The 25,932-nt window shown below is 64.6% G+C and carries 26 protein-coding genes; 22 read left to right on the top strand and 4 right to left on the bottom strand.

The features are described 5' to 3' along the window. Positions 1-87 precede the first annotated feature (87 nt). The 11 genes from AC1Q6Z_RS14160 (at position 88) to phnN (ending at position 10,153) form a co-directional block, all read left to right on the top strand. A complete protein-coding gene (locus tag AC1Q6Z_RS14160; RefSeq protein ID WP_256116865.1) occupies positions 88-987 on the top strand; it encodes an alpha-D-ribose 1-methylphosphonate 5-phosphate C-P-lyase PhnJ in 900 nt (299 codons plus the stop codon). Then, complete coding sequence (gene phnK / locus AC1Q6Z_RS14155; RefSeq protein WP_256116864.1) at positions 984-1,760, top strand: phosphonate C-P lyase system protein PhnK; 777 nt, start codon at positions 984-986, stop codon at positions 1,758-1,760. The genes AC1Q6Z_RS14160 and phnK overlap by 4 nt, the downstream gene beginning before the upstream one ends. Positions 1,761-1,762: 2 nt before the next feature. Next, complete coding sequence (phnL, locus tag AC1Q6Z_RS14150) at positions 1,763-2,470, top strand: phosphonate C-P lyase system protein PhnL (RefSeq protein ID WP_439617458.1); 708 nt, start codon at positions 1,763-1,765, stop codon at positions 2,468-2,470. Continuing rightward, complete coding sequence (locus tag AC1Q6Z_RS14145; protein WP_492648279.1) at positions 2,467-3,081, top strand: DapH/DapD/GlmU-related protein; 615 nt, start codon at positions 2,467-2,469, stop codon at positions 3,079-3,081. Before phnL ends, AC1Q6Z_RS14145 begins: the two co-directional genes overlap by 4 nt. A gap of 152 nt (positions 3,082-3,233) precedes the next feature. After that, positions 3,234-4,082 carry a phosphonate ABC transporter ATP-binding protein gene (gene phnC, locus AC1Q6Z_RS14140; protein ID WP_256116859.1) on the top strand — a complete coding sequence of 283 codons (849 nt, stop codon included), beginning with the start codon at positions 3,234-3,236 and terminating at the stop codon, positions 4,080-4,082. Between the two features lie 80 nt (positions 4,083-4,162). Beyond that, complete coding sequence (gene phnD, locus AC1Q6Z_RS14135) at positions 4,163-5,068, top strand: phosphonate ABC transporter substrate-binding protein (RefSeq protein ID WP_435265992.1); 906 nt, start codon at positions 4,163-4,165, stop codon at positions 5,066-5,068. A 72-nt stretch (positions 5,069-5,140) separates the two neighbouring features. Continuing rightward, positions 5,141-6,103: a phosphonate ABC transporter, permease protein PhnE gene (phnE, locus tag AC1Q6Z_RS14130; protein ID WP_492648278.1), complete on the top strand. Its 963-nt coding sequence runs from the start codon at positions 5,141-5,143 to the stop codon at positions 6,101-6,103. A 9-nt stretch (positions 6,104-6,112) separates the two neighbouring features. Continuing rightward, complete coding sequence (gene phnE / locus AC1Q6Z_RS14125) at positions 6,113-7,615, top strand: phosphonate ABC transporter, permease protein PhnE (RefSeq protein WP_492648277.1); 1,503 nt, start codon at positions 6,113-6,115, stop codon at positions 7,613-7,615. A gap of 93 nt (positions 7,616-7,708) precedes the next feature. Then, positions 7,709-8,416, top strand: a complete 708-nt coding sequence (locus AC1Q6Z_RS14120; RefSeq protein WP_492648276.1) for a DUF1045 domain-containing protein — start codon at positions 7,709-7,711, stop codon at positions 8,414-8,416. A 1-nt stretch (position 8,417) separates the two neighbouring features. Next, entirely contained in the window at positions 8,418-9,551 is a 1,134-nt protein-coding gene (locus AC1Q6Z_RS14115; RefSeq protein ID WP_492648275.1) for an alpha-D-ribose 1-methylphosphonate 5-triphosphate diphosphatase, read from the top strand. Then, on the top strand, positions 9,548-10,153 hold the full coding sequence (phnN, locus tag AC1Q6Z_RS14110; protein WP_492648274.1) for a phosphonate metabolism protein/1,5-bisphosphokinase (PRPP-forming) PhnN: 606 nt from the start codon (positions 9,548-9,550) through the stop codon (positions 10,151-10,153). Before AC1Q6Z_RS14115 ends, phnN begins: the two co-directional genes overlap by 4 nt. 1 nt (position 10,154) lies before the next feature. Here the strand turns inward: phnN and AC1Q6Z_RS14105 are convergent, their stop codons facing one another. Beyond that, on the bottom strand, positions 10,155-11,594 hold the full coding sequence (locus tag AC1Q6Z_RS14105; protein WP_492648273.1) for a cryptochrome/photolyase family protein: 1,440 nt from the start codon (positions 11,592-11,594) through the stop codon (positions 10,155-10,157). Between the two features lie 4 nt (positions 11,595-11,598). Then, a complete protein-coding gene (locus tag AC1Q6Z_RS14100; RefSeq protein ID WP_492648272.1) occupies positions 11,599-11,964 on the bottom strand; it encodes a YbaN family protein in 366 nt (121 codons plus the stop codon). A 143-nt stretch (positions 11,965-12,107) separates the two neighbouring features. On the opposite strand from AC1Q6Z_RS14100, the gene AC1Q6Z_RS14095 reads away from it, so the two are divergent. The 3 genes from AC1Q6Z_RS14095 to AC1Q6Z_RS14085 are packed head-to-tail and all read left to right on the top strand — an operon-like array spanning position 12,108 to position 15,867. Next, positions 12,108-12,920: an N-formylglutamate amidohydrolase gene (locus tag AC1Q6Z_RS14095; RefSeq protein ID WP_492648271.1), complete on the top strand. Its 813-nt coding sequence runs from the start codon at positions 12,108-12,110 to the stop codon at positions 12,918-12,920. Beyond that, positions 12,917-14,809, top strand: coding sequence for a flavohemoglobin expression-modulating QEGLA motif protein (locus AC1Q6Z_RS14090; protein WP_492648270.1), 1,893 nt, complete (start codon positions 12,917-12,919; stop codon positions 14,807-14,809). The genes AC1Q6Z_RS14095 and AC1Q6Z_RS14090 overlap by 4 nt, the downstream gene beginning before the upstream one ends. An 11-nt stretch (positions 14,810-14,820) precedes the next feature. Continuing rightward, positions 14,821-15,867 carry a glutathione synthase gene (locus AC1Q6Z_RS14085; RefSeq protein WP_492648269.1) on the top strand — a complete coding sequence of 349 codons (1,047 nt, stop codon included), beginning with the start codon at positions 14,821-14,823 and terminating at the stop codon, positions 15,865-15,867. Positions 15,868-15,873: 6 nt separating this feature from the next. On the opposite strand, the gene AC1Q6Z_RS14080 is transcribed toward AC1Q6Z_RS14085, so the two are convergent. Next, complete coding sequence (locus AC1Q6Z_RS14080) at positions 15,874-16,218, bottom strand: DUF2934 domain-containing protein (RefSeq protein ID WP_492648268.1); 345 nt, start codon at positions 16,216-16,218, stop codon at positions 15,874-15,876. Between the two features lie 423 nt (positions 16,219-16,641). Between AC1Q6Z_RS14080 and AC1Q6Z_RS14075 the strand changes: the two genes are divergently transcribed. The 7 genes from AC1Q6Z_RS14075 (at position 16,642) to mnhG (ending at position 23,164) form a co-directional block, all read left to right on the top strand. Further along, the gene (locus tag AC1Q6Z_RS14075; protein ID WP_439617444.1) at positions 16,642-17,022 is read left to right on the top strand and encodes a hypothetical protein; all 381 of its coding nucleotides are present in this window, start codon (positions 16,642-16,644) and stop codon (positions 17,020-17,022) included. Between the two features lie 109 nt (positions 17,023-17,131). Continuing rightward, positions 17,132-20,038, top strand: a complete 2,907-nt coding sequence (locus AC1Q6Z_RS14070; protein WP_439624965.1) for a monovalent cation/H+ antiporter subunit A — start codon at positions 17,132-17,134, stop codon at positions 20,036-20,038. Next, the gene (locus AC1Q6Z_RS14065) at positions 20,038-20,376 is read left to right on the top strand and encodes a Na+/H+ antiporter subunit C (protein WP_435266005.1); all 339 of its coding nucleotides are present in this window, start codon (positions 20,038-20,040) and stop codon (positions 20,374-20,376) included. The genes AC1Q6Z_RS14070 and AC1Q6Z_RS14065 overlap by 1 nt, the downstream gene beginning before the upstream one ends. Further along, entirely contained in the window at positions 20,373-22,013 is a 1,641-nt protein-coding gene (locus AC1Q6Z_RS14060; RefSeq protein ID WP_492648267.1) for a monovalent cation/H+ antiporter subunit D, read from the top strand. The genes AC1Q6Z_RS14065 and AC1Q6Z_RS14060 overlap by 4 nt, the downstream gene beginning before the upstream one ends. A gap of 1 nt (position 22,014) precedes the next feature. Further along, positions 22,015-22,491 (top strand): Na+/H+ antiporter subunit E, encoded by a 477-nt coding sequence (locus tag AC1Q6Z_RS14055; RefSeq protein WP_492648266.1) that lies wholly within the window; start codon positions 22,015-22,017, stop codon positions 22,489-22,491. Continuing rightward, positions 22,488-22,769, top strand: coding sequence for a K+/H+ antiporter subunit F (locus AC1Q6Z_RS14050; protein ID WP_256116839.1), 282 nt, complete (start codon positions 22,488-22,490; stop codon positions 22,767-22,769). Before AC1Q6Z_RS14055 ends, AC1Q6Z_RS14050 begins: the two co-directional genes overlap by 4 nt. Continuing rightward, complete coding sequence (mnhG, locus tag AC1Q6Z_RS14045; protein ID WP_492648265.1) at positions 22,766-23,164, top strand: monovalent cation/H(+) antiporter subunit G; 399 nt, start codon at positions 22,766-22,768, stop codon at positions 23,162-23,164. The genes AC1Q6Z_RS14050 and mnhG overlap by 4 nt, the downstream gene beginning before the upstream one ends. A gap of 21 nt (positions 23,165-23,185) precedes the next feature. On the opposite strand, the gene AC1Q6Z_RS14040 is transcribed toward mnhG, so the two are convergent. Continuing rightward, positions 23,186-24,511 carry an MFS transporter gene (locus AC1Q6Z_RS14040; protein WP_256116838.1) on the bottom strand — a complete coding sequence of 442 codons (1,326 nt, stop codon included), beginning with the start codon at positions 24,509-24,511 and terminating at the stop codon, positions 23,186-23,188. Positions 24,512-24,776: 265 nt separating this feature from the next. Here AC1Q6Z_RS14040 and cyoA point away from each other — a divergent pair, with 265 nt between their 5' ends. Continuing rightward, the gene (cyoA, locus tag AC1Q6Z_RS14035) at positions 24,777-25,880 is read left to right on the top strand and encodes a ubiquinol oxidase subunit II (protein ID WP_492648264.1); all 1,104 of its coding nucleotides are present in this window, start codon (positions 24,777-24,779) and stop codon (positions 25,878-25,880) included. Positions 25,881-25,932: the final 52 nt, after the last annotated feature.

Here is a 25,932-nt window from a genome sequence, read left to right as displayed (position 1 = left end):
ACGCCGACGGCAACCAGTATCGCGATCATGATCACGATGAAGGTGGTCAGTTCCATGTCCTCCTCCTTTCCCAGCAGGAAACGACCCATGACTCCTGATGTTCCGACGAGCGCCGGGCTCGCGACCTATAACTTCGCCTATCTCGACGAACAGACGAAACGCATGATCCGTCGTGCGATCCTCAAAGCGATCGCCATTCCCGGCTACCAGGTGCCCTTCGCAAGCCGCGAAATGCCGATGCCCTATGGCTGGGGCACCGGCGGCGTGCAAGTGACGGCAGCGATCCTTGGACCGAAGGATGTGCTGAAAGTCATCGACCAGGGCGCCGACGACACGACCAACGCCGTCTCCATCCGTGCCTTCTTCCAGAAGGTGGCGAATGTCGCGGTGACGACGAAGACCCGCGAGGCGACGATCATCCAGACGCGCCACCGCATTCCGGAAGAGAAGCTCACGGCCGGCCAGACGCTGGTCTACCAGGTGCCGATCCCGGAACCCTTGCGCTTCCTTGAGCCGCGCGAGACCGAGACGCGCAAGATGCATGCGCTGGAAGAATACGGCTTGATGCATGTAAAACTCTACGAGGACATCGCCAAGAACGGCCATATCGCCACGACCTATGCCTATCCGGTGAAGGTCGAGGGGCGTTACGTGATGGACCCGTCGCCGACGCCGAAATTCGACAATCCGAAGATGCACCGCTCGGAGGCGCTCCAGTTGTTCGGCGCCGGCCGCGAGAAGCGCATCTACGCCGTACCGCCCTATACCGAAGTCGTCAGCCTCGATTTCGAGGATCATCCCTTCGAGATCCAGACCTTCGACAAGCCCTGCGCTCTGTGCGGCGCGGAGAATGTCTATCTCGACGAAGTGGTGCTCGACGACAAGGGCGGGCGGATGTTCGTCTGCTCCGACACCGACCATTGCGAGGAACGTTGCGCCAATGGCCACCGCGGCCATCTCGCCTATAACAAGGAGGCCGCCGAATGACTGACGCCCCTCTGCTCAAAGTCCGTGACATTTCAAAGTTCTACGGTGCGCGCATCGGCTGCAAGAATGTCTCCTTCGACCTCTGGCCCGGCGAAGTTCTGGCGGTGGTCGGCGAATCCGGCTCCGGCAAGACGACGCTGCTCAATTGCCTTGCCACCCGCCTGATGCCGAGCTCCGGCGCCGTCGAATACCGCATGCGGGATGGGGAAATGCGCGAGCTTTCCCGCATGAGCGAGGCGGAGCGCCGCTTCCTGATGCGCACCGACTGGGGCTTCGTGCACCAGAACCCGGCGGATGGCCTGCGCATGGCCGTCTCGGCCGGCGCCAATGTCGGCGAGCGGCTGATGGCCGTCGGCGAGCGGCACTACGGCAATATCCGCGAGACGGCCGGCAACTGGCTCGGCCGCGTCGAGATCAGCGTCGACCGTATCGACGACCAGCCACGCGCCTTTTCCGGCGGCATGCGCCAGCGCCTGCAGATCGCCCGCAACCTCGTGACCTCGCCGCGCCTGATCTTCATGGACGAACCCACGGGCGGCCTCGACGTCTCGGTGCAGGCCCGCCTGCTCGACCTGTTGCGCGGCCTCGTTCAGGACCTGGGCTTGTCGGCGATCATCGTCACGCACGACCTTGCCGTGGCGCGCCTGCTTTCGCACCGCATGATGGTGATGAAGGACGGCGTCGTCATCGAGCAGGGGCTGACCGACCGCGTGCTCGACGACCCGCGCGAAGCCTATACCCAGCTCCTCGTCTCCTCGATCCTTCAGGTGTGACCATGCCGACCCCTCTCGTTGTTTCCGAAGTGGCGAAGAGCTTTACAATGCATCTTCGCGACGGCATCCGCCTGCCGGTGATGTCGAATGTCGCCTTCTCCGTGAAGGCCGGCGAATGCGTCGTGCTGGGTGGTCCGTCCGGCATCGGCAAGAGCTCGCTCTTGAAGATGGTCTACGGCAACTATGCCGTCGACAGCGGCCAGATCCTGATCGAACATGGCGGACGCCTGCTCGATCTCGCGACCGCCGATCCGCGCACGATCCTGTCGGTGCGCCGCGCCACACTCGGCTACGTCAGCCAGTTCCTGCGCACCGTGCCGCGCGTCGCGGCCGTCGATGTCGTCGCCGAGCCGCTGCTCGGCCGCGGGACCGCTGCGGCGGAAGCGAGGGAGATCGCGGAAGCGATGCTTGCCCGCCTCAACCTGCCGCGCGAACTCTGGCAGCTTCCGCCCGCCACCTTCTCCGGTGGTGAGCAGCAGCGCGTCAACATCGCGCGCGGCTTCATCACCGATCACCGCATCCTGCTGCTCGACGAGCCGACCGCCTCGCTCGACGCGACGAACCGCGCCGTCGTCGTCAGCATGATCGAGGAGAAGAAGGCGGCCGGCGTGGCGTTGCTCGGCATCTTCCACGACGAGGACGTGCGCGAAAAGGTCGCCGACCGCATCGTGGATGTGTCCGCCTTTTCACCGCGAAAGGCCGCCGCATGACCAAGCTTTCCGAAACGCCGCTGATCCATCCGACGGCGAAGGTCGCGGAGACGACGCTCGGCCGCTATACCGAGATCGCCGAGCGCTGCCGCATCAGCGAGGCCGAGATCGGCGACTATTCCTACATCATGGAGGATGGTTCGGTCTGGTGCGCGACGATCGGCAAGTTCGCCAACATCGCCTCGTCGGTCCGCATCAACGCAACGAACCATCCGATGTGGCGCGCGACGTTGCACCACTTCACCTATCGGGCCAACGATTACTGGCCCGATGCCGAGCCCGAACCGGACTTCTTCGCCTGGCGGCGCGAGCACCGCGTCACCATCGGCCATGACGTGTGGATCGGCCACGGATCGACGGTTCTGCCCGGTGTCACAATCGGCAATGGCGCTGTCATAGGATCGGGCGCGGTTGTCACAAAAGACGTCGAACCCTACACGATCGTCGGCGGCGTGGCGGCGAAAGTCATCCGCGAACGTTTCCCCCGAAACATCGCCGAGCGCATGGAAAAACTCGCCTGGTGGGACTGGGATCATGCCCGGTTGCGCACCGCTTTGGACGATTTTCGCAAACTTGACGCAGAAGCCTTTCTTGCCCGTCACGACGGGTAAGAGGGCGCGCGAGAAGCCGGAATTTCAGCCCTGTGGACTGTAATCTTTCCGACATGAAACTGACATTGCCGCTTCATCAACAGCGTTTACAGCCAGTCCCGAAAACGACACTGCCCGACTTTGGGCTCAGCCTGAAAAAAGAGGGATCCGCCATGTTCCGACTGAAGAATGTCACCCGCCGTTTCGGCGAGCGCGTTGCGGTCGACGATGTGACCTTCGACATCCCGCAGGGCCAGATGGTCGGCGTCATCGGCCGCTCGGGCGCCGGCAAGTCCACCATGCTGCGCATGATCAACCGTCTGGCCGATCCGAGCGAAGGTTCGATCCATTTCAATGATATCGAGGTCTCGTCGCTGCGCGGCTCCGGCCTGCGCAACTGGCAGCGCGACTGCGCCATGATCTTCCAGCAGTTCAACCTGGTACCGCGTCTCGACGTTCTGACCAACGTGCTGCTCGGCCGCCTGAACCACCGCTCGACCACGCTCAGCATCCTCAACCTCTTCACCCGGGAAGAGCGCATCATGGCAATTGCCGCGCTCGAACGCCTCGGCATCGAGCAGACGGCTCTTCAGCCGGCCGGCACGCTCTCCGGCGGCCAGCAGCAGCGCGTGGCGATTGCGCGTGCGCTGATGCAGAACCCGAAGATGCTGCTCGCGGACGAGCCGATCGCCTCGCTCGATCCGCTGAACGCCAAGATCGTCATGGACGCGCTGCGCGACATCAACGAGCGCGAGGGCATCACGGTCATCACCAACCTGCACACGCTCGATACGGCGCGCGCTTATTGCGAGCGCATCATCGGCATGGCGCATGGCCGCGTCGTCTTCGACGGTTCGGCGCGCGAGCTCGATAGCGAAGCGGTGCGCACGATCTACGGCACGGGCGCAGATGGCGCGGAAATCGACGAGAGCATGACCTCCACGGCGATCCGCAACCCCGCCAAACAGGACAACATCAAGGAATCCGCCAGCCCGACACCGCTGGCACTGGCCGGGCTTTAAGCTCCCCGCCAGGATCGAAGGACCCGCGTGAAGGGTCATAAACTTCCAGCCGGCAAAGCCGGTCAAACAGGAGAGAGACCATGCTGAAGAAAGTTCTTCTCGGCGCCGTCGCGCTCATCGCGCTCGCCGGCCACGTACAGGCTGAAGACCTCAAGGAATTCCGCGTCGGCATCATCGGCGGCGAAAACGAAGCGGATCGCCTGCGCAACTACCAGTGCCTCGGCGATCACCTGAAGGCCGACCTCGGCTTCGAGAAGGTCTCGTTCTTCCCGGCTGCCGACTATGACGGCGTCATCCAGGGCCTGCTCGGCGGTACGCTCGACTACGCCGAACTCGGCGCTTCCGGCTATGCCAAGATCTACCTCGCCGACCCGAAGGCTGTCGAGCCGATCCTGACGACCGTCCAGACCGACGGCTCGACTGGCTACCACTCGATCATGGTCGCTCGCAAGGATTCCGGCATCACCAAGCTCGAAGACCTGAAGGGCAAGAAGCTCGGCTTCGCCGACCCGGACTCCACCTCCGGCTACCTGATCCCGCTCGTCACCCTGCCGGAAGCCATCGGCGGCCCGGTCAAGGAATATTTCGCTGAAACTGGCTTCGGCGGCGGTCACGAAAACCTCGTCCTCGAAGTGCTGAAGGGCACGTTCGATGCCGGCACGACCTTCGGTTCGGGCGTTGGCGAGTTCAAGGACGGCTACACCTCCGGCAACCTCTACAAGATGGTCGAGAAGGGCATTCTCGACATGAACGACCTCGTCGAAATCTGGAAGTCGCCGCTGATCCCGAACGGCCCGATCGTCGTTCGCAGCGCGATGGCTGACGAGACCAAGGCGAAGTTCAAGCAGTTCATGCTCGACCTGCCGAAGAAGGACGCAGCCTGCTTCTCCGCCGTCATGGGCGGTGACTTCACCTCGTTCACGGAAGTCAACGTCGACTTCTACAAGCCGATCATCGACGCCCGCAAGGCAACGATCGGCGGCTGATCGCCATACGGACATCGGCGCCGGCCGCACCCCGGCCGGCGCCTCTGTTTTTTGAACAAGCCGGGATAGACCATGGCCACGAACACGCTCCACGACGGCTTCAGCGAGAAGGGCGCACTGATCGAGCGACACTGGCAGGAGCTGAACGCGCGCCGCCGCCTCTATACCTGGCTGGGCCTCGCCATCCTTGCGGTCGCACTCTCCGGCTCGCTGTGGTTCGCCAACGAGACGAATGCCGGCAAGTTCTTCGACCGGCTGCCCTATCTCTTCGACTTCGTCGGCGACATGGTGCCACGCGATGGCTTTGAGGTCTTCCGCGCACTGTTCGACCTGCCGTCGCCCTATGACGATGGCAGCTTCAAGTACAATTATCCCGAAGGCCGGCTCTACATCACCGAGAGCCTCTACGTGCCGGAATATTTCCACAAAATGCTGGAAACGCTGAACATCGCGCTGTTCTCTACCATCATCGGCATGGTCTTCGGTTTCCTGCTCTGTTTCCTCGCCGCCAAGAATCTCGTCGCCAACCGCCTGCTGCGCGGTTTCGTGCGCCGCTTCATGGAAATCCTTCGCGCCTTCCCGGAAGTCGTGCTCGCCGGCTTCTTCCTCGCCATCCTGTCGCTCGGGCCGCTTCCCGCCGTCATCGCCGTGTCGATCCACACGGTGGGTGCGCTTGGAAAGCTGTTCTTCGAGGTCGTCGAGAATGCCGACATGAAGGCCGAGGAGGGGCTTCGCGCCGTGGGTGCGAGCTGGGTGGAGCGCGTCTGGTTCGGCATCGTGCCGCAGGTGCTGCCGAACTTCGTGAGCTATTTCCTGCTGCGCCTTGAAATCAACGTGCGCGCCTCGACCATCATCGGCGCCGTCGGCGGCGGCGGCATCGGCGAGCTGCTGCGCCTATCGATCGGCCAGAACCACCAGGCGAAGACGCTCGCCATCGTGCTGCTTCTCCTCATCACCATCATCGCCGTCGACCAGTTTTCCGCCTGGCTGCGCCGCAAGCTGGTCGGCGATCATGCCTTCCGGCTGGCTCAATAGGAGTGCGCCATGACGACCCTCAATTCCGCACAGATGGATGAGATCGCGGCACGCCACCCGGCCGTCTTCCACCGCTCGTTCTGGCAGCGTTTTCGTATCGCCATCATCACCGGCGGCTTCGTGCTCTATGCGCTCTACTGCTGGTGGTTTTTCGCGATCGGCCATGTGCTCGGCACCGCGAACTGGAACATTGCCGGCACCTATCTCGCCGACTGGGTCTCCTACGAGGTCCGCCCGGAAGTGGCGATCGATCCCGATGGCGCGATGAAGCTCACTTATCCGCGCTTCTCGCCGCTCGGCCCGAATGCCAAGCCTGACTGGGTCGAAATCGAGCTTGGCACGATGACCCGCACGACGCCTGCTGCCGGTGCCACGACCACGACGGAAAAGAAGCCCGCCTCAATGGGCTTCATGGGCGAAGGCGCCGTCATCGGCGGCTCGGCTGCTGCGGCCGAGGGCCTTGCAACGGCGACGACGCGCGAGGAAGAAGTGGTCAAGCGCGCGAAGATCACGCTCAATTCCACGACGAGCGTCGAGGTCGTGCCGGAGCGCGTGACGGTCCAGCATGCCGGCGAGACGCTCGTGGTGGACGTGGACGGTTCCGAGGTGAAGCCCGAAGGCACGCTGCCGGCTTGGGCGACGCAGAAGACGCCGGGCCAGAAGATCACATTGGCCTTTGGGTTTGCCGGCTGGGGCGAGATCGAGGCGGACGATGTCTCGATCCGCAAACGCTTCCTCGGCTGGGCGAATTTCCTGTTCGACACCAACTCGCCCTTCCACGGCAAGTCGACGTCTGACGTGGTGTCGCTGATCACCTCGGGCGAGCGCATCGACCCGAAACAGTCGAACCTGTCGCTTGCCTGGGACAATATCCTCTACAATTCCGAATGGCAGCATCTCGACGTCTGGACCAAGCTGCTCCAGACGATCGTCATGGCCTTCGTCGGAACGCTGTTTGCGATGCTGCTCGCTTTCCCGCTGGCGTTCCTCGCGGCGCGCAACATCACGCGCAACTGGTTCTCCAACCAGATCACCAAGCGCCTGTTCGACTTCCTGCGCTCCGTCGACATGCTCATCTGGGCGTTGTTCTTCACCCGCGCCTTCGGTCCCGGGCCGCTCGCCGGCATGTCGGCGATCTTCTTTACCGACACCGGCACGCTCGGCAAACTCTATTCCGAAGCGCTGGAAAACATCGACGACAAGCAGCGCGAAGGCGTGAAGTCGGTGGGGGCGGCACCCGTCGCCGTGCAGCGCTTCGGCGTGTTGCCCCAGGTCATGCCGCTCTTCGCCTCGCAGGCGCTTTACTTCTGGGAATCGAACACCCGTTCCGCCACGATCATCGGTGCCGTCGGCGCCGGCGGTATCGGCCTGAAGCTCTGGGAGGCGATGCGCACGAATTCCGACTGGGAGAACGTCGCCTACATGGTACTGCTGATCCTCATGGTGGTTTTCGTCTTCGACGGCATATCGAATGCGCTGCGTTCCCGCCTGATGGGCAAGCCGTCGCATTGATCGGCGTGGCGGCATGATGCTGCCACACGAATCCCTACAAGATCCGATGCCGCCGATCCGGCGGCATGACTTGAATTTTATAGGAATGAGCCCTTGCGTTACGCCCTCTATTTCACCCCGCCTGCAAGCGACCCGCTGACCCTTTCCGCCCAGCGCTGGCTGGGGCGCAATGCGTTCACGGGTGCAGCCCTGGAGCAGCCGGCCGTGGGCGGGTTCGACGCGGCGACGCTTTCGGGCCTCACGGCAGACCCGCGCCGCTATGGTTTCCACGCCACGATGAAGGCGCCCTTTGCGCTTGCCGAAGGCCGCAGCGAGGCCGACTTCGTGGCTGAAATCGGCCGGTTCGTCTCAGAAACCGAGCCGTTCGACATTCCGGAACTCGTCGTCGGCCGGCTCGGCTCGTTCTTCGCGCTCGTGCCGGGCGACCAGTGCGACGCGTTGCAGAGCTTTGCCGGCGAAGTCGTGCGCCGTTTCGAGCGTTTTCGCGCGCCGCTGACCTCGGCAGACATTTCCCGCCGCAAGCCCGACGAACTCACGGCCGCCGAGCGCCAGAACCTGGTGCAGTGGGGCTATCCTTACGTGTTCGACGAGTTCCGCTTCCACATGACGCTGACGGGGCGCGTTCCGGCCGAGCGCCGCGATGCCGTCGAACGCGTGCTTCTCGACCAGTTCGCCGATTTCCACGGCCGGCCGCTAACGATCGCCGGTCTGGCGCTCTTCCGGGAGCCGTCGCGCGGCGCTGATTTCACCGTCCATTCGCTCTTCCCGCTCGCAGCCGCAGCCAACAGAAAGACCGCCTGACATGACCCGCGAAACCGTTCTCTCCAATGCCCGCATCGTGCTTGAGGACAGGATCCTCGACGGCACGCTGGTGTTGCGCGATGGCCTGATCGCCGACATCTCCGAAGGCTCCTCTAATGAGGGCGAGGACATGGAAGGTGACTTCCTCATCCCCGGCCTCGTCGAACTGCACACCGACCATCTGGAAGCCCACTATTCGCCGCGCCCCGGCGTGCGCTGGGGCCTGACGGCCGCCATCCAGTCACACGACGCCCAGGTCGTGACCTCCGGCATCACCACCGTCTTCGATTGCCTGCGCATGGGCTCGGACGAGGACGGCGGCTTCGAGAAGGGCGAGATGCGCGCCATGGCCAACGCCATCGCAGAGGCGCAGAACGAGGACCGCCTGCGCGCGGAACACCTCATTCACCTGCGCTGCGAAGTCTCGACCGACAACGTGCTGGAACACTACGAGGAATTCGAGGATGATCCGCTCGTTCGTCTCGTCTCGCTGATGGACCACGCGCCTGGACAGCGCCAGTTCCAGACGCTGGAGCAATATATCCTCTACTACAAGAAGAAGCGCGGCCTCACCGACGACGAGTTCGACGCCTTCTGCAAGCGCCAGCAGGACCTTTCCGCCCGCTATGCCAAGCCGCACCGCGATGCGATCGCCGCCTCCTGCGCCGCCCGCAACATCTCGGTCGCGAGCCACGACGATGCGACGCTGGAGCATGTCGAGGAGGCGATCGGCTACGGCATCCGCCTTGCCGAATTCCCGACCAGCGTCGAAGCCGCGAAGGCCTCGCATGGTGCCGGCATGAGCGTGCTGATGGGCGCGCCGAACATCGTGCGCGGCAAGTCGCATTCCGGCAACATCGCCGCTCGCGACCTCGCCAACATCGGCGTGCTCGACGTGCTGTCCTCCGACTACGTGCCGTTCAGCCTGATGCACGCGCCCTTCATCCTCGCCGATGAGGGCATGGACCTGCCGAAGGCCATCAACATGGTCTCGACGACCCCCGCCCGCACGGTCGGCCTCGATGATCGAGGCGCGATCGCCAAGGGCCTGCGCGCCGATCTCGTGCGCGTGCGCCGCCCCTCCGGCGTTCCGGTCGTGCGCTCCGTCTGGCGCCAGGGCAGGCGCGTGGCATGAGCCTCGACGCCGAAGCCGCCGTCCGCCAGCCGCCTGTCGTTGCTGCCGGCACGATGGTCGTCGTCGTCGGTCCGAGCGGTGCCGGCAAGGATAGCGTGATGTGCTATGCGGCGCGGCATTTTGCCGAAGAGGCCCGTGTGCGCTTCGTTCGCCGCGTCATCACGCGCCCGGCCGATGCCGGGGGGGAGGAGCATGAGGCGATCGACGCGGAAGGGTTTCGCACACGCGCCGCCAAGGGCGGCTTCGCCGTCTCCTGGGAGGCGCATGGCCTGTCCTACGGCATCCCGCGCGAAACGCTGGACGCGCTGGCGACCGGCGTGACGCTCGTTGCCAATGGCAGCCGTTCGGCCTTGCCCGCCTTCGCCGATGCCTACGCGCGGCTGAAGGTCGTGGTGATCACCGCGCGGCCGGACATTCTTGCCGCCCGGCTTGCCGCGCGCGGCCGGGAAAGTGCGGAGGGCATTGCAAAGCGTCTCGACCGTGCCGTGCCGGAAATTGTCGTCGCCGCCGATACCGTCGTCATCGACAATAGCGGCGCGCTGGAAGAGGCGGGCGAGGCCTTCGTCTCGCTGCTCGTCTCCGCACTCGCGCGCGAAGACTGATTCAGTCGCCCTTCAGCGCTTTGTAGGCGGCGAGTGCGTGTTCGCGCGCCTTGCCGTGATCGACGATCGGCTTCGGATAGGTTTTCCCAAGCTCGACGCCGGCCTTCTTCAGCGCACTTTCCGGCGCATCGAAGGGCTTGTGTATCCAGGCCGCATCGAGCTTCTCCAGTTCCGGCACGAAGGTGCGGACATAGGTGCCGTCCGCATCGAATTTCTCGCCCTGCAGGATCGGGTTAAAGATGCGGAAGAAGGGCGAGGCATCGGCGCCGGAGCCCGCCACCCATTGCCAGTTCGCCGCATTCGAGGCCGCATCGGCATCCACCAGCGTATCGCGAAACCATTCTTCCCCACGCCGCCAGTCGATCATCAGGTGCTTGATCAGGAAGGAAGCGGTGATCATGCGCACGCGGTTGTGCATCCAGCCATGTTTCCAGAGCTGCCGCATGCCGGCGTCGACGATGGGATAGCCCGTCTGGCCGCGGGTCCAGAGCTTGAAGTTCTTGCGAGCCGCTTCCCAAGGGAAGGCGTCGAAACGGTCGTTCCAGTTTTTTTCCGCAAGCTGCGGGAAATGGAAATGCAGGTGGTAGCAGAATTCCCGCCAGGCGAGTTCCTTGCGGAAATGCACGACGTCCTCCGCCGGCGCCCTCAGGCCGCGTGTGGCATGCCAGATCCGGGCGGGCGAGATTTCGCCCAGCGCCAGATGTGGCGACAGCATCGACGTCGCGTCGATCGCGGGATGGTCGCGATCTTGTTTGTAACCGTCGATCGCGCCGTCGACGAAGCTTTCCAGCCGTTCGCGCGCCGCCTCCTCCCCGGGTGTCCAGACATCGGGGAATGCGGCCGCCCAATCCGGCTTCTTCGGCAGGAGGTCCCAGTCGTCGAGCGTCTCGGATGCAGCGGTCTTTCGGAGGGAAGTCAGTTTCTCCGGCGCGTCGATCGGCTCATGCGGCTCGCCCTCCCGCTCCAGCGCCTTCCAGAACGGCGTATAGACGCGATACGGCTTTTTCTCCCCGGTCATCAGGCGCGTCGGGTCGTGCAGCAATTGTCCGGCGAAGCTTTTGGCGGCAATGCCGCGCCCCTTCAGCGCCGCCTTGATCTCCGTGTCGATCGCGATGCCCGCGGGATCGTGCCGGCGGTTCCAGTGGACGGCGTCGGCGCCGGTCTCCTCGATCAGATCGGCAAGCACCGCATCCGCCGCACCGCTGCGCAGCACCAGCGGTGAGCCGAGCTTCTGAAGCGTCTTGCCGAGCGAGGCCAGCGAATGATGCAGCCACCATTGCTGCGCACCCCCGAGCGGGCCTGTTCCGGCTTTTTCCGGCTCGCGGATGTAGAGCGTGACGATGGGGCGCCCCGTCTCCACGGCGGCGGCGAGCGCGGCGTTGTCGTCGACGCGCAGATCCTTGCGGAACCAGACGATGACCGGATTTTCGCTCGCAGCCATCTCTTCAGCTCCTTTTCGGCAGGGGACGGGTTAGGATGAACAGCACGCTTCCCGACAGGATGAGCGCGACCGTTGCGGCGAGAAGCAGCGAGGGCTGCGTGCGGTAATAGAAGAAGCCGTAGCTCGCGACGATGAGGCAGACGGAGACGATTTTGGCGCGCGCGGAGATGGCGCCCTCGCGCCGCCAGTTCTGGAGCGGCGGGCCGAGCGTGCGGTGGTTCAGCAGCCACTGTTCGAGACGCGGCGAGGAGCGCGAAAAACACCAGACGGCGACGAGCAGGAAGGGTGTCGTCGGGAGCAGGGGCAGGAAAGCGCCGATAATGCCGAGCGCCGTCATCAGCAGGCCGGCCAGCATGTAGAGCGAGCGCACGGGGATCCTCGTTCAAAAAAACGTGTTGCCGTTCAGATAGAGTGCTTTGCGCCCGCCTCCAAGGGGCCATCGTACCGCAACGGGTGGAACGAACATCTTCCTCGGGCATTCCTTGCGGACGGAAACAGGGCAGGGCGAGGCGAATGTTGGACGATATCGACCGCGGAGACGAGCATGCCTGGTGGACGACGCAGCGCGGCGCCTCGCCGATCGTCGGCACCGCCATCCACAATGGCCACGCCGTGCGCCAGAACCTCCTCTTGAACATGGCGCTGGACGACGACGAGCGGTTGCGCGAGGAAGACCCGTTCACGGCCGAAACCATTCGCGGCCTCAGCAATCGCATCGTCTTCCACCGCTCCCGCTTCGAGATCGACCTCAATCGCGCCCGCGATGGCGCCATCTACCTGCGGCCGGAACAGGCCTGGGGCCTGAAGGTCTGGCGCGCGCCGCCCTCCGAAACCGAGCTTGCCGAAAGCCTCGCCGTGCACGATGCCTATTACGGCATGCTGGAAAACTATCTTCGCGGCGTGGAGGCGCAGCACGGCCGCTTCGTCGTGCTGGACATGCACAGTTACAACCACCGCCGCGCCGGCCCCTCGGCACCTCCGACCGAAGCAAGCGATGCGCCGGAAATCAACATCGGCACCTCCTCGATGGATCGGTCCCGATGGGCGCCGGTGGTCGATGCCTTCATGAACTTCGCCGCCGATTTCGATTTTCTCGGCCGCCGGCTGGACGTGCGCGAGAACATCGCCTTCGAGGGGCGTGGCGAGCAGACGCGCTTCATCCACGAGCGTTTCCCGCAAAACGGTTGCGCCATCGCCGTCGAATTCAAGAAGGTCTTCATGGACGAATGGACGGGCGCGCCGGACTGGCAGGCGCTTGCGGCCCTTCAGGCGCTCGTCGCGGGTGCTGCGCCGGTGCTCGAACGGGCGCTGCGGGAGGTCGCATGAGCCCAGCGAAGGCGGCGCGCAAGCCGCGCCAGAAGCAGGAAAAGATGCTTGTTCAGGACGTGATCGAAGCGCTCGAAGCCGGCAAGCCGGTGCGGCGCGACCTCGAAGGCGGGCGCCTGCATATCGACCGGCCACTGCCGTTTCTCTGCCTGCATGTCGGCGAGCCGGACACCCATGTCGTGGCGCGCGAGGTCGCCGCCGCGAACGCCTCCTACCTCGTCACGCCGCGCATCGAGGACGCCGTCGAGCTCATCGCACCGATTGCCGCGGCGCTGCGCAATAAATTCGGCACCTTCGTGCTGCTCGACGTGGACGAGTTGCAGCGCGACCGGCTGCTGTCCGACGATGCACCATTCCTCCAGCCCTTCGAGGTCATGCTGTCGGCGACGCGCCAGCCCGCAGCCAGGCGGGCGATGGAGGCGTTCGAGACGGCGGTTGAGGCGTTCGAGGCCCGCTTCCGCACGCCGCATGTCGAGCTCTGCGCAGCGGAGGACGATCCCTGTGCACGGCCGGAGCTTCTGAAGCTCAAGCTGCCGCTTCTGACGCTGCGCTTCGCGCCGATCTACCGCGTCACAGGATCCGACGCCACCTATCCGGACCTGCGCGAGCGCCTCGTCGACAATTTCCTCGACGCCGGCCTGCGCGCCTTCGCGGCCTTTCTGGAGGCGGACGGCTTTCCGAAACCCGCCACCTACCGGGCCTTCGGCCGAAAGGCCTTCATCGACGCGGTCGAGCGGGCCGACCGCGGCATGGACGATGTCGCCTCCAGCTTTGATTTCCTGCTTGCCGTGACGCCGATCAACGCCAATGCCGCCTGGCAGGAGTTCAAGGCGAACCAATACGACCGGCCGCCACGTTTCCTCTACCGGCCGCTGAACCTCCTGGTGGAGGGGCAGAAGCGCCGCCTCTACTCCATTTCGCTCGACCGGCTCGAAGATCCCGTCCTGCACCAGATCTACCGCGAAAAGCAGCAGGAGCTCGACCTGCAATTGACGCTGATCGGCGCGCGGGAGAAGGCGCGTTTCGTCGAATTCGGCCGCGCGCTCTACGGCCCCGTCGAGCCGTCGCTGCGCAAGGCAGCGGCGGAAGTCCTTCATGGGACGGGGGACGCCAAGCGCATGCCCGCCGCGGCCGATGACGACGAGGTGGTGGATTGCTTCTATGTCGAGCGCAAGGCGCGCTCTATGATGATGCACTACCACCAGAATTATGACGGTTTCGACGCGGCGATCGAACTGCGCGACGACGTGCCGGCCGGCCTGCTCGTCTCCGGCCGCCGCCTGCTGATTTCACGGCGCACGCGCATGATGCGCCACCGCGTCGATGCGCTGTTGAGCCACGAGGTCGGCGTGCACCTGCTCACCTATTTCAACGGCTCGGCGCAGGGCTTGCGCGTCTTCCGCACCGGGCTTTCCGGTTATGAAGGCATGCAGGAGGGGCTGGCGGTCTTCGCCGAATTCCTTGCCGGCGGCTTCACGCCGGAGCGGCTGCGGCTGCTCGCCGCCCGCGTCGTCGGTTGTGACCTGATGCTGGCCGGCGCCTCCTTCGTCGAGAGTTTTCGCACGCTGACGCAGGAATACGATTTCGACGCCGAGACCGCCTTCGGCCTGCTGCTGCGCGTCTTCCGCGGCGGCGGGCTCGCCAAGGACGCGATCTATCTGCGCGGGCTGCTTTCGCTGCTGAGCCACCTGAAGGGCGGCGGCGCGCTCGATCCGTTCTGGATGGGCAAGATTTCGGCAGGCCATTTCAGCGTGATGGAGGAACTCGGCGCCCGCGGCCTGCTGAAGGCGCCGATCCTGCGGCCACTCTGTCTCGAAACCGATCGCGGGCGCGCAAGGCTGGAGCTCGCCCGTGCCGGACTGACACCCCTGACAATGCTCGAAGCTTGAGGAGAGCAACCATGCGTATCGCCTTTTTCGTCAATTCGATCGAGGGGGAAACCCCGACCTATACCACCACCGGCCTTGCCATGGCCGCACTCGCGCGCGGGCATGAGATCTGCTACGTGACGCCGGGCGATTTCGTGCTCAGGGCAGATGACAGCCTGTCGGTGCGCGGCCGCGTGCTGCCGGGAAAACGCTACAAGAAGGCGGAGAGTTTTCACTCGGCCCTCCAGGGCGATGACACTGCCATCGAGACGATGGACACGAGCGATGTCGACGTGCTGTTTCTGCGCAACGACCCGTCGCTCGATGCCGATGACCGGCCCTGGGCGGCCCATGTCGGCGCGATGTTCGGCCGGCTTGCTGCCGCGCGCGGCACCATCGTCGTCAACGATCCGGACGGGCTGTCGCTGGCGCAGAACAAGCTCTATTTCCAGGGTTTTCCGCGCGCCGTGCGGCCGGAAACGCTGATTTCCAAGAGCATCGACGAAATCCGCGCCTTCATCGATGGGCACAAGGAGGGCGTCATCATGAAGCCGCTGCAGGGCTCCGGCGGCAAGAACGTCTTCAAGATCGGCTCACCCGACGAGGCGAACCTCAACCAGATCTTCGAGGCCGTCAGCGGCGAGGGCTACCTGATCGCGCAGAACTACCTGCCGGCCGCGACCGAAGGCGACATCCGGCTCTTCCTGATGAACGGCCGCCCGCTGGAGCGGGACGGCAAATATGCCGCGATCCGCCGGGTGCCCGCGAAGGGCGAGGTGCGCTCGAACATCCACGCGGCAGGCACGGCGGTCTCCGTCGAGATCACACCGGAAATCCTTGCGATTGCGGAAATGGTGCGGCCGAAACTCGTCGAGGACGGCATGTTCCTCGTCGGCCTAGATATCGTCGGCGACAAGATTCTGGAGATCAACGTCTTCACGCCGGGCGGCCTCAACGTGATGTTCGATCTCTACGACATCGATTTTGCCGACAGCATCATCGCCGCGCTGGAGCAGAAGGTCACCCAGCGGGACGCCTATGCGGGCGCGATCACCAACCGGACGCTGGCCACCCTCTGAAGGCTATCAAATAGGCTTGCTGTTCGCCGCGCCCTTGGCCGATTTCGCTTTTGCGGCGGCCTTGGCGGCGAGCGGCTTTTCGGCGCTGGCATCCGCCTTCTTCTTCGGCTTGGCCTCGGACTTTTTCGTCTGCGCCTCGGACTTTTTCGTCTGCGCCTTCTTGGAGATCTCAATCAGCGGCTTTTTCGCACTGGCCGGCTTGGGATCCTCGGCGAGCGCCACGCGCTCGAACTCGTCGCGCTCGCGCGCGGCCTGTTCCCAATGTTCGGCGTCCTGGCCATGCGGCCGGCCGGCCTCTTCCCAGATCGCATAGGCTCGCTTGCTGATCCATTCCAAACGCACATCCGACATCGCTAATCCCCGTTCAAGAGTTGCCCGTTCAAGGGTTGACTGACGCCATGTCGCCGATGTGCCGCGCAGGATGTGCAGGCAGGACAGGGACACGGAACTCGCTGGAGGGCCGGGAGCGTTCGACCGGCAGGTCCAGATATTCGACGCACCATACGCTCCGGGGCAAGGCCCTTCCTGGAGCAGGTCTGCTTCATGCGATTCGCAAGACTAGAATGCGCTGAAAGCGACAGGGCATCAAGCCGAGCCGGCCGCGGCATCCTGGCCTTCAGCCCGCATGGTAAGAAAATCATGCCCCAGGTTGCGGCAAATCGGCGTAATTTTGGAAAAGTTTCATGCTGGCGGGTGGACAGTGTCGAGCCCGCCAACGTATTGTCCGGATGAGAGAAAATTCAACGCGGACGACGAAATCGAGAGGCAGGGCGTTTGGCAGCAACAGGGCAACAGCATCGACCGGTTCGTCGGGCTTTCCGCCTTTTCTGCGCCACGTTCACCTGTCTTTTGCTGTTGATATCCACGCTGTCCGCACCTTCTGCCGTCAGCGCCAGCTCGAAACTGCTTCGTTACGGCACGCAGAAGACTTTTGGTCATCCATCTGCACTTGCCGACCTGGAGTGCCGCAAGCGCCCCGTCGCCGGCAAGGTCACGCCGCTTGACGGCGGCGACGGCATCGGCTGTCCGCCGGCGCAAGGCATTTTGCGCGTGGCGGACGCGGACGTCGCTGTCGCCATCGTTCCGCAGTGCCGCTGCGGTAGCGGCCGCATCGAAACGCGCGGGGCCCGTGCCCCTCCGTTCCATTTCGCCTGACGACCGCTTCGATCGTCCCGTCGATCGCGCGCGGTCTTCCCGATGTCGCCGGCATGCCGGCGTGAGAAGCTCTGACGTAAAGCGATCGATTTAAACGATGACAGGTGAAATGATTCTGGTCCTGCTGGTCTGCCTTCCCTTCGCGGGAAGCCTCGCCGCGACCATTCTGCTGCGGACGGATTCGCGGGTGCTCGCGGCGCGCATGGCGGGCGTCGTCGCCTTTGCCGGCTTCGTCATGACGGCGGTGCTCTACCCCGCGGTGCGCGATGGCGGCAAGGTCCGCGTCGATCTGCAATGGCTGCCGCAGCTCGGCCTGAACGTCACGCTGCGCATGGACGGCTTCGCCTGGCTCTTCGCCATGCTCGTCACCGGCATCGGCTGCCTCGTCGTGCTCTACGCGCGTTATTACATGTCGGAAGAGGACCCGGTCCCGCGCTTCTTCTCGTTCCTGCTCGCCTTCATGGGCTCCATGCTCGGCATCGTTCTGTCGGGCAACATCATCCTGCTCTCGGTGTTCTGGGAGCTCACTAGCATCTTCTCCTTCCTCCTGATCAGCTACTGGCATCACAATGCCGCCGCGCGTGACGGCGCGCGCATGGCGCTGACGATCACCGGCATCGGCGGCTTCTGCCTGCTCGCCGGCCTCATCGTGCTCGGCCACATCGCCGGCAGCTACGATCTCGACGTGGTGCTGGCGGCCGGCGACAAGATCAAGGCCCATCCGCTCTACCTGACGGCCCTGGTACTGATCCTCATCGGCGCCCTGACCAAGAGCGCGCAGGTGCCGTTCCATTTCTGGCTGCCGAATGCCATGGCCGCGCCGACGCCGGTCTCGGCCTACCTGCATTCCGCGACCATGGTGAAGGCGGGCGTCTTCCTTCTGGTGCGCTTCTGGCCACCGCTGTCGGGCACCTATGAATGGTTCATGCTGCTCGGCATCGCCGGCATCAGCACGCTGATCCTCGGCGCCTATTTCGCGATGTTCCAGCAGGACCTGAAGGGCCTGCTCGCCTATTCGACGATCAGCCATCTCGGCCTCATCACGACGCTGCTCAGTCTCGGCAGTCCGCTTGCCGCCGTCGCCGCGATCTTCCACATGGTCAACCACGCCACCTTCAAGGCCTCGCTCTTCATGGCCGCCGGCATCATCGACCACGAAACCGGCACGCGCGACATGCGACGATTAAGCGGGCTCTTCAAATACCTGCCGATCACCGGCACGCTCGCCATGGTGGCGAGTGCGGCCATGGCCGGGGTTCCGCTCCTAAACGGCTTCATATCCAAGGAGATGTTCTTCGCGGAAGCCGTTGAAACGCACGCAGATTCCGTGCTCGACCGCATCCTGCCCTATGTCGCGACGCTGGCCGGCGCCTTCTCCGTCGCCTATTCGCTCCGCTTCATCCACATGGTGTTCTTCGGCCCGCCGCCCGTCGACCTGCCGAAGCCCAAGCCGCACGAGCCGCCGCACTGGATGCGCTTCCCGATCGAGTTCCTGGTGCTCGCCTGCCTCGTCGTCGGCATCATCCCGAGCCTGTCGATCGGCCCGTTCCTGCATTCCGCCGTCGTCTCGGTGCTGGGCGAGCGCACGCCGGATTACAGCCTCGCTGTCTGGCACGGCATCAACACGCCGCTGATCATGAGCATGATCGCGCTCATCGGCGGCGCGGCGCTCTATGCGGTGCTGAAGGATTATCTCGCCAAATGCGATGACGGGCCGCCGCTGTTCCGCCATCTCGGCGGCCAGCGCATCTTCGAGCGCGTGCTCGTGACGGTGTCGTGGAAATGGGCGCGCTGGCTGGAAAGCCACCTCGGCACGCGCAATCTCCAGCCGCAGCTGCGCCTCGTCGCAGCCGCGGGACTGCTTGCCGGCGTGGTGCCGCTCTATCTCGCCGGCTTCACACCAAAACCGCCGGAATTCGGCGATGTCGACCCGATCTTCGCCGCCGTCTGGTGCGTCGGCGCCTTCTGCGCGCTCGCCGCCGCCTACCAGGCGAAGTATCACCGGCTTGCAGCCCTCGTCCTGCTCGGCGGCGCCGGCATCACCACCTGCATCACCTTCGTCTGGCTGTCGGCGCCCGACCTCGCCATCACCCAGCTCCTGGTCGAGATCGTCACGACGGTCCTGTTGCTGCTCGGCCTGCGCTGGCTGCCCAAGCGCTCGGAAAAGGTCGACAACTCCGTGTCGCTTGCCGCGCGCAGCCGCCGTTTCCGCGATTTCCTGCTGGCGATCTCCTGCGGCTTCGGCATGTTCATCTTCTCCTACGCCATCATGAAACAGCCGGTTCCGGACGCCATCGCCAGCTATTTCCTCGAAAAGGCCTATACGGAAGGCGGCGGTCGCAACGTCGTTAACGTCATCCTCGTCGACTTCCGCGGCTTCGACACGATGGGCGAGATCGCGGTGCTCGCCATCGTGGCGCTGACGGTGTTCGCGCTCCTGCGTCGTTTCCGTCCGGCGGCCGACAGCATCGAGAAGCCGGAGCAGCAGCGCATCCAGAACGCGTATGACGCCGAACGCCCGGAACGCTCGGCCGGCGACACGGTGCGTGACTACCTGCTCGTGCCCTCGGTCATCATGCAGTGGATGTTCCCGGTCGTCATCACCTTCTCGGTCTATCTCTTCCTGCGCGGCCATGACCTGCCGGGCGGCGGTTTTGCCGCCGGCATCACCATGGCGATCGCCTTCCTGCTGCAATATCTGGCGGGCGGCGTGCGATGGGCGGAGGACCGGTTGCGCATACTGCCGCTGCGCTGGATGGGCTTCGGCCTGCTGCTGGCGGCCGCGACCGGCATCGGGGCCTGGTTCCTAGGCTATCCGTTCCTGACATCCCATTCGCAATATATCGAGGTGGCGTTCATCGGAAAGGTGCCGGCGGCGACCGCGCTGCTGTTCGATCTCGGCGTCTTCTCCCTCGTCGTCGGCGCGACGGTGCTCATCCTCATCGCGCTCGCCCACCAATCCATACGCACGCATCGGGTCCGCAATCTCGACGCCACAAAGGCGGAGGAAGCCTGATGGAACTCGTTCTCGCAATCGGCATCGGCGTCATGACCGGCTCGGGCGTCTGGCTCATCCTGCGCCCGCGCACCTACCAGGTCATCATCGGCCTGTCGCTGCTCTCCTACGCCGTCAACCTCTTCATCTTCGGCGTCGGCGGCGTGAAGTCCAATGCCGCACCGCTGCTCGGCGAGGGCGTCGACATCTCGACGCTCACCGATCCGGTGCCGCACGCCCTGGTGCTGACCGCCATCGTCATCGGCTTTGCCACGACGGCGCTCTTCCTAGTCGTGCTGCTCGCCGCCCGCGGCCTCACCGGCACCGACCATGTCGACGGCAGGGAGCAGCCGAAATGAGCGGCTGGCAGCAACACCTCATCATCGCGCCGATCCTCATCCCGCTGGTCGCCGGCGCGCTCCTCCTGTTCTTCGACGAGCGCGAGCGTGTCGTCAAAGCGATGATCAGCGTTGTCTCCTGCCTGGCGCTCGCCGCCGTGGCCATCACGCTGTTCCGGCTGGCAAATGGCGGCAGCGGCGAAGGCGGCTTCGAGGGCGTCTACCTGCTCGGCAACTGGCCGGCCCCCTTCGGCATCGTGCTGGTGGTCGACCGCCTCTCGGCGCTGATGCTGGTGCTCACCTCGATCCTCGCCATTCCGGCGCTGGTTTTCGCGCTCGCCCGCTGGCATGCGGCCGGCGCGCATTTCCACACGCTGTTCCAGCTCCTGCTGATGGGCCTCAACGGCGCGTTCCTCACCGGCGACCTGTTCAATCTCTTCGTCTTCTTCGAGGTGATGCTGGCCGCCTCCTACGGCCTGCTGATGCACGGCTCCGGTTCCATGCGCGTCAAGGCCGGCATGCACTATATCGCGGTCAATCTTGCGGCGGCGCTGTGCTTCCTGATCGGCGTCAGCGCCATTTACGGCTCCGCCGGCACGCTCAACATGGCGGATCTCGCCGTGCGCATCGGCGAGATCGAGGGCGAGCGGCGCATGCTGCTGGAAGCGGGCGCCGGCATCCTCGGCATCGTCTTCCTCATCAAGGCCGGCATGTGGCCGCTGAATTTCTGGCTGCCCGGCGCCTACAGCGCCGCGACCGCACCCGTTGCCGGCATCTTCGCCATCATGAGCAAGGTCGGCATCTACGTCATCCTGCGCCTGTCGCTGCTCGTCTTCGGACAAGGCGAATCCGCCGGCCTCGGCCTCAACGTGCTGCTCTATGGCGGCATGGCGACCATCGCCTTCGGCACGATCGGCGTGCTCGCCTCACAGGCGCTCGGGCGGCTTGCAAGCTATTCGGTGCTCGTCTCCTCCGGCACGCTGCTTGCGGTGCTGGGCCTCAGCAACGGGCAGGTCACGGCGGGCGCGCTGTTCTACATGGTCAGTTCGACCATGACGATCTGCGCCTTCTTCATGCTGATCGAGCTTGTGGAACGCGGGCAGGATGCCGGCGCCTCGGTTCTCGCCGTCACCATGGAGGCCTATGGCGATGCGGACGAGGAGGAGCGGGAGGTCGAGGTCGGCATCACCATGCCGGGAACGATCGCCGTGCTCGGCATCTGCTTTGCCGCCTGCGGCATCCTGCTGTCCGGCCTGCCGCCGCTCTCCGGCTTCGTCGCGAAATTCGCCATGCTCACAGGCATGATCGGCATGAACGCCCAGGAAGGACCGATCGCCGCCTCCGTCTGGTGGATCGTCGGCCTGCTCATCCTGTCGGGCCTCGCGGCGCTCATCTCGATGACCCGCGCCGGCATCCGCACCTTCTGGGCGTCGATGGAAGGCACCGTGCCGCGCGTGCTCGTCATGGAAATGGCGCCGGTCATGCTGCTCATCGCCCTGACGCTGACGCTGACGATCAAGGCCGGCCCGGCGATGACCTATATGGAGGAGACGGTGCGCAACCTCCAGCAGCCGGCCACCTATATCGACGCCGTCATCAACGCGCGCCGCGCCGGCGTGGCGGAGGCGAGCGGGCCGGACGGCGGGGGAGGGCTCTGACATGCTCCCCTATCCGCTCCTCAGCGCCTCGCTCGTCCTCATGTGGCTGGCCCTCAACGGCTTCACGATCGGCCAGCTCATCCTCGGCTGCATCGTCGCCGTGCTCGCCTCCTGGGGCATGGCATCGCTCCGGCCCGCTAAGCCGCGCCTGAACAAATGGTATCTGCTGCCCAAACTCGTCGGCATCGTGCTCTACGATATCCTGCGCTCGAACATCGCCGTCGCCTCGATCCTGCTGACGGGCGGAAAGCGCAACCACAAGTCCGGCTTCATGACTGTGCCGCTCGACCTCGAAAACCCGACGGCGCTCGCCGTGCTCGCCGTCGTGGTGACAAGCACGCCGGGCACCGCCTGGCTCGAATACAATTCCCTGAACAGGACAGTGCTGATCCACGTGCTCGACCTCGTCGACGAGGAGGAATGGCGGGTGCTGATCAAGACGCGCTACGAGGCGCTGCTGATGGAGATTTTCGAATGAGCCACATGATCCTCGCCTGGTCCGTCACCATCGCGCAAATCATGCTCGCGCTCGCCATGGCGCTCGCGGCAATCCGCATGTCGCGGGGTCCGCGCGCGCAGGATCGCGTGCTGGCGCTCGATACGCTATATGTCAACTCGATGCTGCTGCTTATGGTCTTCGGCATCCGCACCGGCAAGGTCATCTATTTCGAGGCGTCGCTGGTCATCGGCATGCTCGGCTTCGTGGCCACCGTGGCGCTCGCCAAATTCCTGATGCGCGGGGAGGTGGTCGAATGAGCACGATCGAACATGCGGGCGACCTGCCGGCCTGGGCCGCGATCGCCGTCTCCTTCTTCCTCGTGGTGGGCGCAGGCGTCACGCTGATCGGCACGATCGGCTTCACCCGCCTGCCGACCTTCTACGAACGCATCCATGCGCCCACACTCGGCACGAGCTGGGGCACCGGCGGCATCGTTATGGCCTCGATGATCTTCTTCACAGTGCTCTCCACGCGGCTCGTCGTGCATGAAATCCTGATCGGCATCTTCGTGACGGTCACCACGCCGGTGACGCTGATGCTGCTCGCCCGAGCGGCGCTCCACCGCGACCGGGCGGAGGGCAATCCGGAGGTGCCAGCCGAAGCGCCGGTCGACCCCGCAAACGAAGCCGAACAGCCCGCACCGGCCGAGTAGCAGCCGGAGGCCCTCAAGCCTTCAGTGCTGGTCGAGTGCTCGCGTGAGCGTGAGCGCCGCGATGGTGCAGATCGCGCCGGAGATCAGGTAGCCGCCGATGAAGATGATGCCGAAGCTGCTGGCGAGGCCGAGCGCCACGAGCGGCGCGAAGCCCGCGCCGAGAAGCCAGGCGAGGTCGGAGGTGAGGGCGGCACCGGTATAGCGATAATATTGCGTGAAGCGCGAGGAGACGGCGCCGGAGGACTGGCCGAAGGTGAGGCCGAGGATGAAGAAGCCGATCAGGATATAGGCATCCTGGCCCTTTCCGCCGGCATCGAGCAGGAACGGCGCGGAAAAGCTGAAGATCGCGATCAGGATGGCGCCGAGCATCAGCTCGTTGCGCCGGCCGATGCGGTCGGCGATGAAGCCGGACAGCACGATGCCGACGGCGCCGAGTGCCGCACCCGCAACCTGCACCCAGAGGAACTGCGCCGCCGACTGGCCGCCGAAGAGCGTGATCCAAGAGAGCGGGAAGATCGTGACGAGGTGGAACATCGCGAAGCTTGCGAGCGGCACGAAGGCGCCGAGCACCACGTCCATGCTGTGTTTGCTGAGCATCTCGAAGATCGGCCGGGCCTGCAGTTCCTGCGCCTCCATCGCCGCGCCGAATTCCTTGCTGGCGACGATGCGCAGGCGCGCGAAAAGCGCCACAACGTTGATCGCGAAGGCGACGAAGAACGGATAACGCCAGCCCCAGGCGAGGAAATCGGCCTCGGAAAGGCTGGAAACCATGTAGCCGAAGAGGATGCTCGCCAGCGCGAAGCCGATCGGCGCGCCGAGCTGTGGGATCATCGCGTACCAGCCGCGGCGATTCGGCGGCGCGCTGAGATTCAACAGCGAGGCGAGGCCGTCCCACGCTCCGCCCAGCGCAAAACCCTGGCCCAGCCGGAACAGCGCCAGCAGCGCCACGGCCCAGTATCCGAGCGTCTCGTAGCCGGGCAGGAAGGCGATCGACGCGGTCGAGCCGCCGAGGATGACCAGCGCGACCGTCAGCTTGGTGCCGCGGCCGTAGTTGCGGTCGATCCACATGAAGACGAAGGAGCCGACCGGGCGCGAGAGAAAGGCCAGCGGAAACAGCGCGAAGGACATCAGGGTCGCGGCGACCGGATTGGGCGCGAAGGGGAAGATGAGCTTCGGGAAGACGAGAATGGAGCCCAACCCGTAGACGAAGAAGTCGAAGAATTCCGAGGTCCGGCCGATCACCACGCCGATGGCGACGCTGCCCGGCGACAGCGGCTTGTCGTCGTCGTGCATGCGGCGGGCGTCTCGCTCGAGACCGGACGATGTGGGGTTGCTGGCCGAGCTCATGAACTTCTCCACGGGGATTTGCGTCATGTCGTTAGAATGTTGACCAATCGGCGCCCGATATCAAGGACAAGACGCAGAAAGCCCGCGAGCCGGCCTCAATTGACAACAAACATTTCTATTGGGCTAGTACAAACGCGCATCGACAGAAAGCCCCAACTTCACTAGCCTACTGCGACAGAATGCTGCGCTGCGACGAACGACCTCATTTTCAAGCGTGGCCGCACCCGCCTATTGCCGACTAGACAGAACACAAGTTGAGGCCGAAATGCCGAAGCCATTCAGTTTAGCCAGACGATCGATCCTGTTCACGCTGATGCTTGCGACGCTTTCGGGGTGCAACATGGTCGTCATGTCGCCCTCCGGCGATATCGCGGCGCAGCAGCGGGACCTGATCGTCATCTCGACCTTCCTGATGCTGATCATCATCATCCCTGTCATCTGCCTGACGCTCTATTTCGCCTGGCATTACCGCCAGTCGAACACGGCGGCCAAGTACGATCCGGAATGGCACCACTCGACAGGCCTCGAAGTCATCATCTGGTCGGCGCCGCTTGCCATCATTATCGCGCTCGGCGCGATCACCTGGGTCAGCACCCACAAGCTCGACCCTTACCGCCCGCTCGACCGGATTGATGCCGCACGGCCGGTCACCGAACAGGTAAAGCCGATCAATGTCGAAGTCGTGGCGCTCGACTGGAAGTGGCTGTTCTTCTATCCGGACTATGGCATCGCCACGGTCAACGAGATGGCGGCCCCCGTCGACGTGCCGATCAATTTCAAGCTCACCGCCTCGTCGGTGATGAACTCGTTCTACGTGCCGGCACTCGCCGGCATGATCTACACCATGCCGGGCATGCAGACCCGGCTGCACGCCGTCATCAACAAGCCCGGCGAATATGAAGGCCTGTCGTCCAATTACAGCGGCGACGGTTTTTCGCACATGCGCTTCAAGTTCCATGGCGTCGACCAGGCGGGCTTCGATGCGTGGGTCGCCCGGGTGAAGCAGAACGGCACGATGCTCAACCGCGACGCCTACCTGAAGCTCGAAAAGCCGAGCATCAAGGAGCCGGTCCGCTACTACGCCACCGTCGAGGACGGGCTCTACGAGGCCGTGCTCAACATGTGCGCACGCCCCGGCCAGATGTGCATGAAGGACATGATGCATATCGACATGATGGGCGGCGCCGGCGTCGAGAGCCATGAGAACCGGGCGAAGCTGGAGCACGACAACCGCCATGCGGCGGAGGAGACGCCCGGCGCCACCTTCCCGGAAACCGGCAATCCCGCACGCAGCGAAGAGCCGGCAGAGGGCGTCGAGGAACGGCAGGAGGAGCCGGCCACGATGAACCACGACATGCACAAGATGTAACGGGACCTCACCGCGCTCGCCGGTTCCGGCGGGCGCTGAGAGACCTCACGAG

This window comes from Shinella sp. GW835-FHT14H05 (assembly GCF_058793575.1).
This window is presented reverse-complemented; position numbering and strand designations above follow the sequence as displayed.

What these genes read in the sequence shown, in the direction of transcription:
- AC1Q6Z_RS14160 (WP_256116865.1), top strand. Translation starts at nt 88, where the DNA reads ATGACTCCTGATGTTCCGACGAGCGCCGGGCTCGCGACCTATAACTTC.
- phnK (WP_256116864.1), top strand. Translation starts at nt 984, where the DNA reads ATGACTGACGCCCCTCTGCTCAAAGTCCGTGACATTTCAAAGTTCTAC.
- phnL (WP_439617458.1), top strand. Translation starts at nt 1,763, where the DNA reads ATGCCGACCCCTCTCGTTGTTTCCGAAGTGGCGAAGAGCTTTACAATG.
- AC1Q6Z_RS14145 (WP_492648279.1), top strand. Translation starts at nt 2,467, where the DNA reads ATGACCAAGCTTTCCGAAACGCCGCTGATCCATCCGACGGCGAAGGTC.
- phnC (WP_256116859.1), top strand. Translation starts at nt 3,234, where the DNA reads ATGTTCCGACTGAAGAATGTCACCCGCCGTTTCGGCGAGCGCGTTGCG.
- phnD (WP_435265992.1), top strand. Translation starts at nt 4,163, where the DNA reads ATGCTGAAGAAAGTTCTTCTCGGCGCCGTCGCGCTCATCGCGCTCGCC.
- phnE (WP_492648278.1), top strand. Translation starts at nt 5,141, where the DNA reads ATGGCCACGAACACGCTCCACGACGGCTTCAGCGAGAAGGGCGCACTG.
- phnE (WP_492648277.1), top strand. Translation starts at nt 6,113, where the DNA reads ATGACGACCCTCAATTCCGCACAGATGGATGAGATCGCGGCACGCCAC.
- AC1Q6Z_RS14115 (WP_492648275.1), top strand. Translation starts at nt 8,418, where the DNA reads ATGACCCGCGAAACCGTTCTCTCCAATGCCCGCATCGTGCTTGAGGAC.
- phnN (WP_492648274.1), top strand. Translation starts at nt 9,548, where the DNA reads ATGAGCCTCGACGCCGAAGCCGCCGTCCGCCAGCCGCCTGTCGTTGCT.
- AC1Q6Z_RS14105 (WP_492648273.1), bottom strand. Translation starts at nt 11,594, where the DNA reads ATGGCTGCGAGCGAAAATCCGGTCATCGTCTGGTTCCGCAAGGATCTG.
- AC1Q6Z_RS14095 (WP_492648271.1), top strand. Translation starts at nt 12,108, where the DNA reads ATGTTGGACGATATCGACCGCGGAGACGAGCATGCCTGGTGGACGACG.
- AC1Q6Z_RS14090 (WP_492648270.1), top strand. Translation starts at nt 12,917, where the DNA reads ATGAGCCCAGCGAAGGCGGCGCGCAAGCCGCGCCAGAAGCAGGAAAAG.
- AC1Q6Z_RS14085 (WP_492648269.1), top strand. Translation starts at nt 14,821, where the DNA reads ATGCGTATCGCCTTTTTCGTCAATTCGATCGAGGGGGAAACCCCGACC.
- AC1Q6Z_RS14080 (WP_492648268.1), bottom strand. Translation starts at nt 16,218, where the DNA reads ATGTCGGATGTGCGTTTGGAATGGATCAGCAAGCGAGCCTATGCGATC.
- AC1Q6Z_RS14070 (WP_439624965.1), top strand. Translation starts at nt 17,132, where the DNA reads ATGATTCTGGTCCTGCTGGTCTGCCTTCCCTTCGCGGGAAGCCTCGCC.
- AC1Q6Z_RS14065 (WP_435266005.1), top strand. Translation starts at nt 20,038, where the DNA reads ATGGAACTCGTTCTCGCAATCGGCATCGGCGTCATGACCGGCTCGGGC.
- AC1Q6Z_RS14060 (WP_492648267.1), top strand. Translation starts at nt 20,373, where the DNA reads ATGAGCGGCTGGCAGCAACACCTCATCATCGCGCCGATCCTCATCCCG.
- AC1Q6Z_RS14055 (WP_492648266.1), top strand. Translation starts at nt 22,015, where the DNA reads ATGCTCCCCTATCCGCTCCTCAGCGCCTCGCTCGTCCTCATGTGGCTG.
- AC1Q6Z_RS14050 (WP_256116839.1), top strand. Translation starts at nt 22,488, where the DNA reads ATGAGCCACATGATCCTCGCCTGGTCCGTCACCATCGCGCAAATCATG.
- mnhG (WP_492648265.1), top strand. Translation starts at nt 22,766, where the DNA reads ATGAGCACGATCGAACATGCGGGCGACCTGCCGGCCTGGGCCGCGATC.
- AC1Q6Z_RS14040 (WP_256116838.1), bottom strand. Translation starts at nt 24,511, where the DNA reads ATGAGCTCGGCCAGCAACCCCACATCGTCCGGTCTCGAGCGAGACGCC.
- cyoA (WP_492648264.1), top strand. Translation starts at nt 24,777, where the DNA reads ATGCCGAAGCCATTCAGTTTAGCCAGACGATCGATCCTGTTCACGCTG.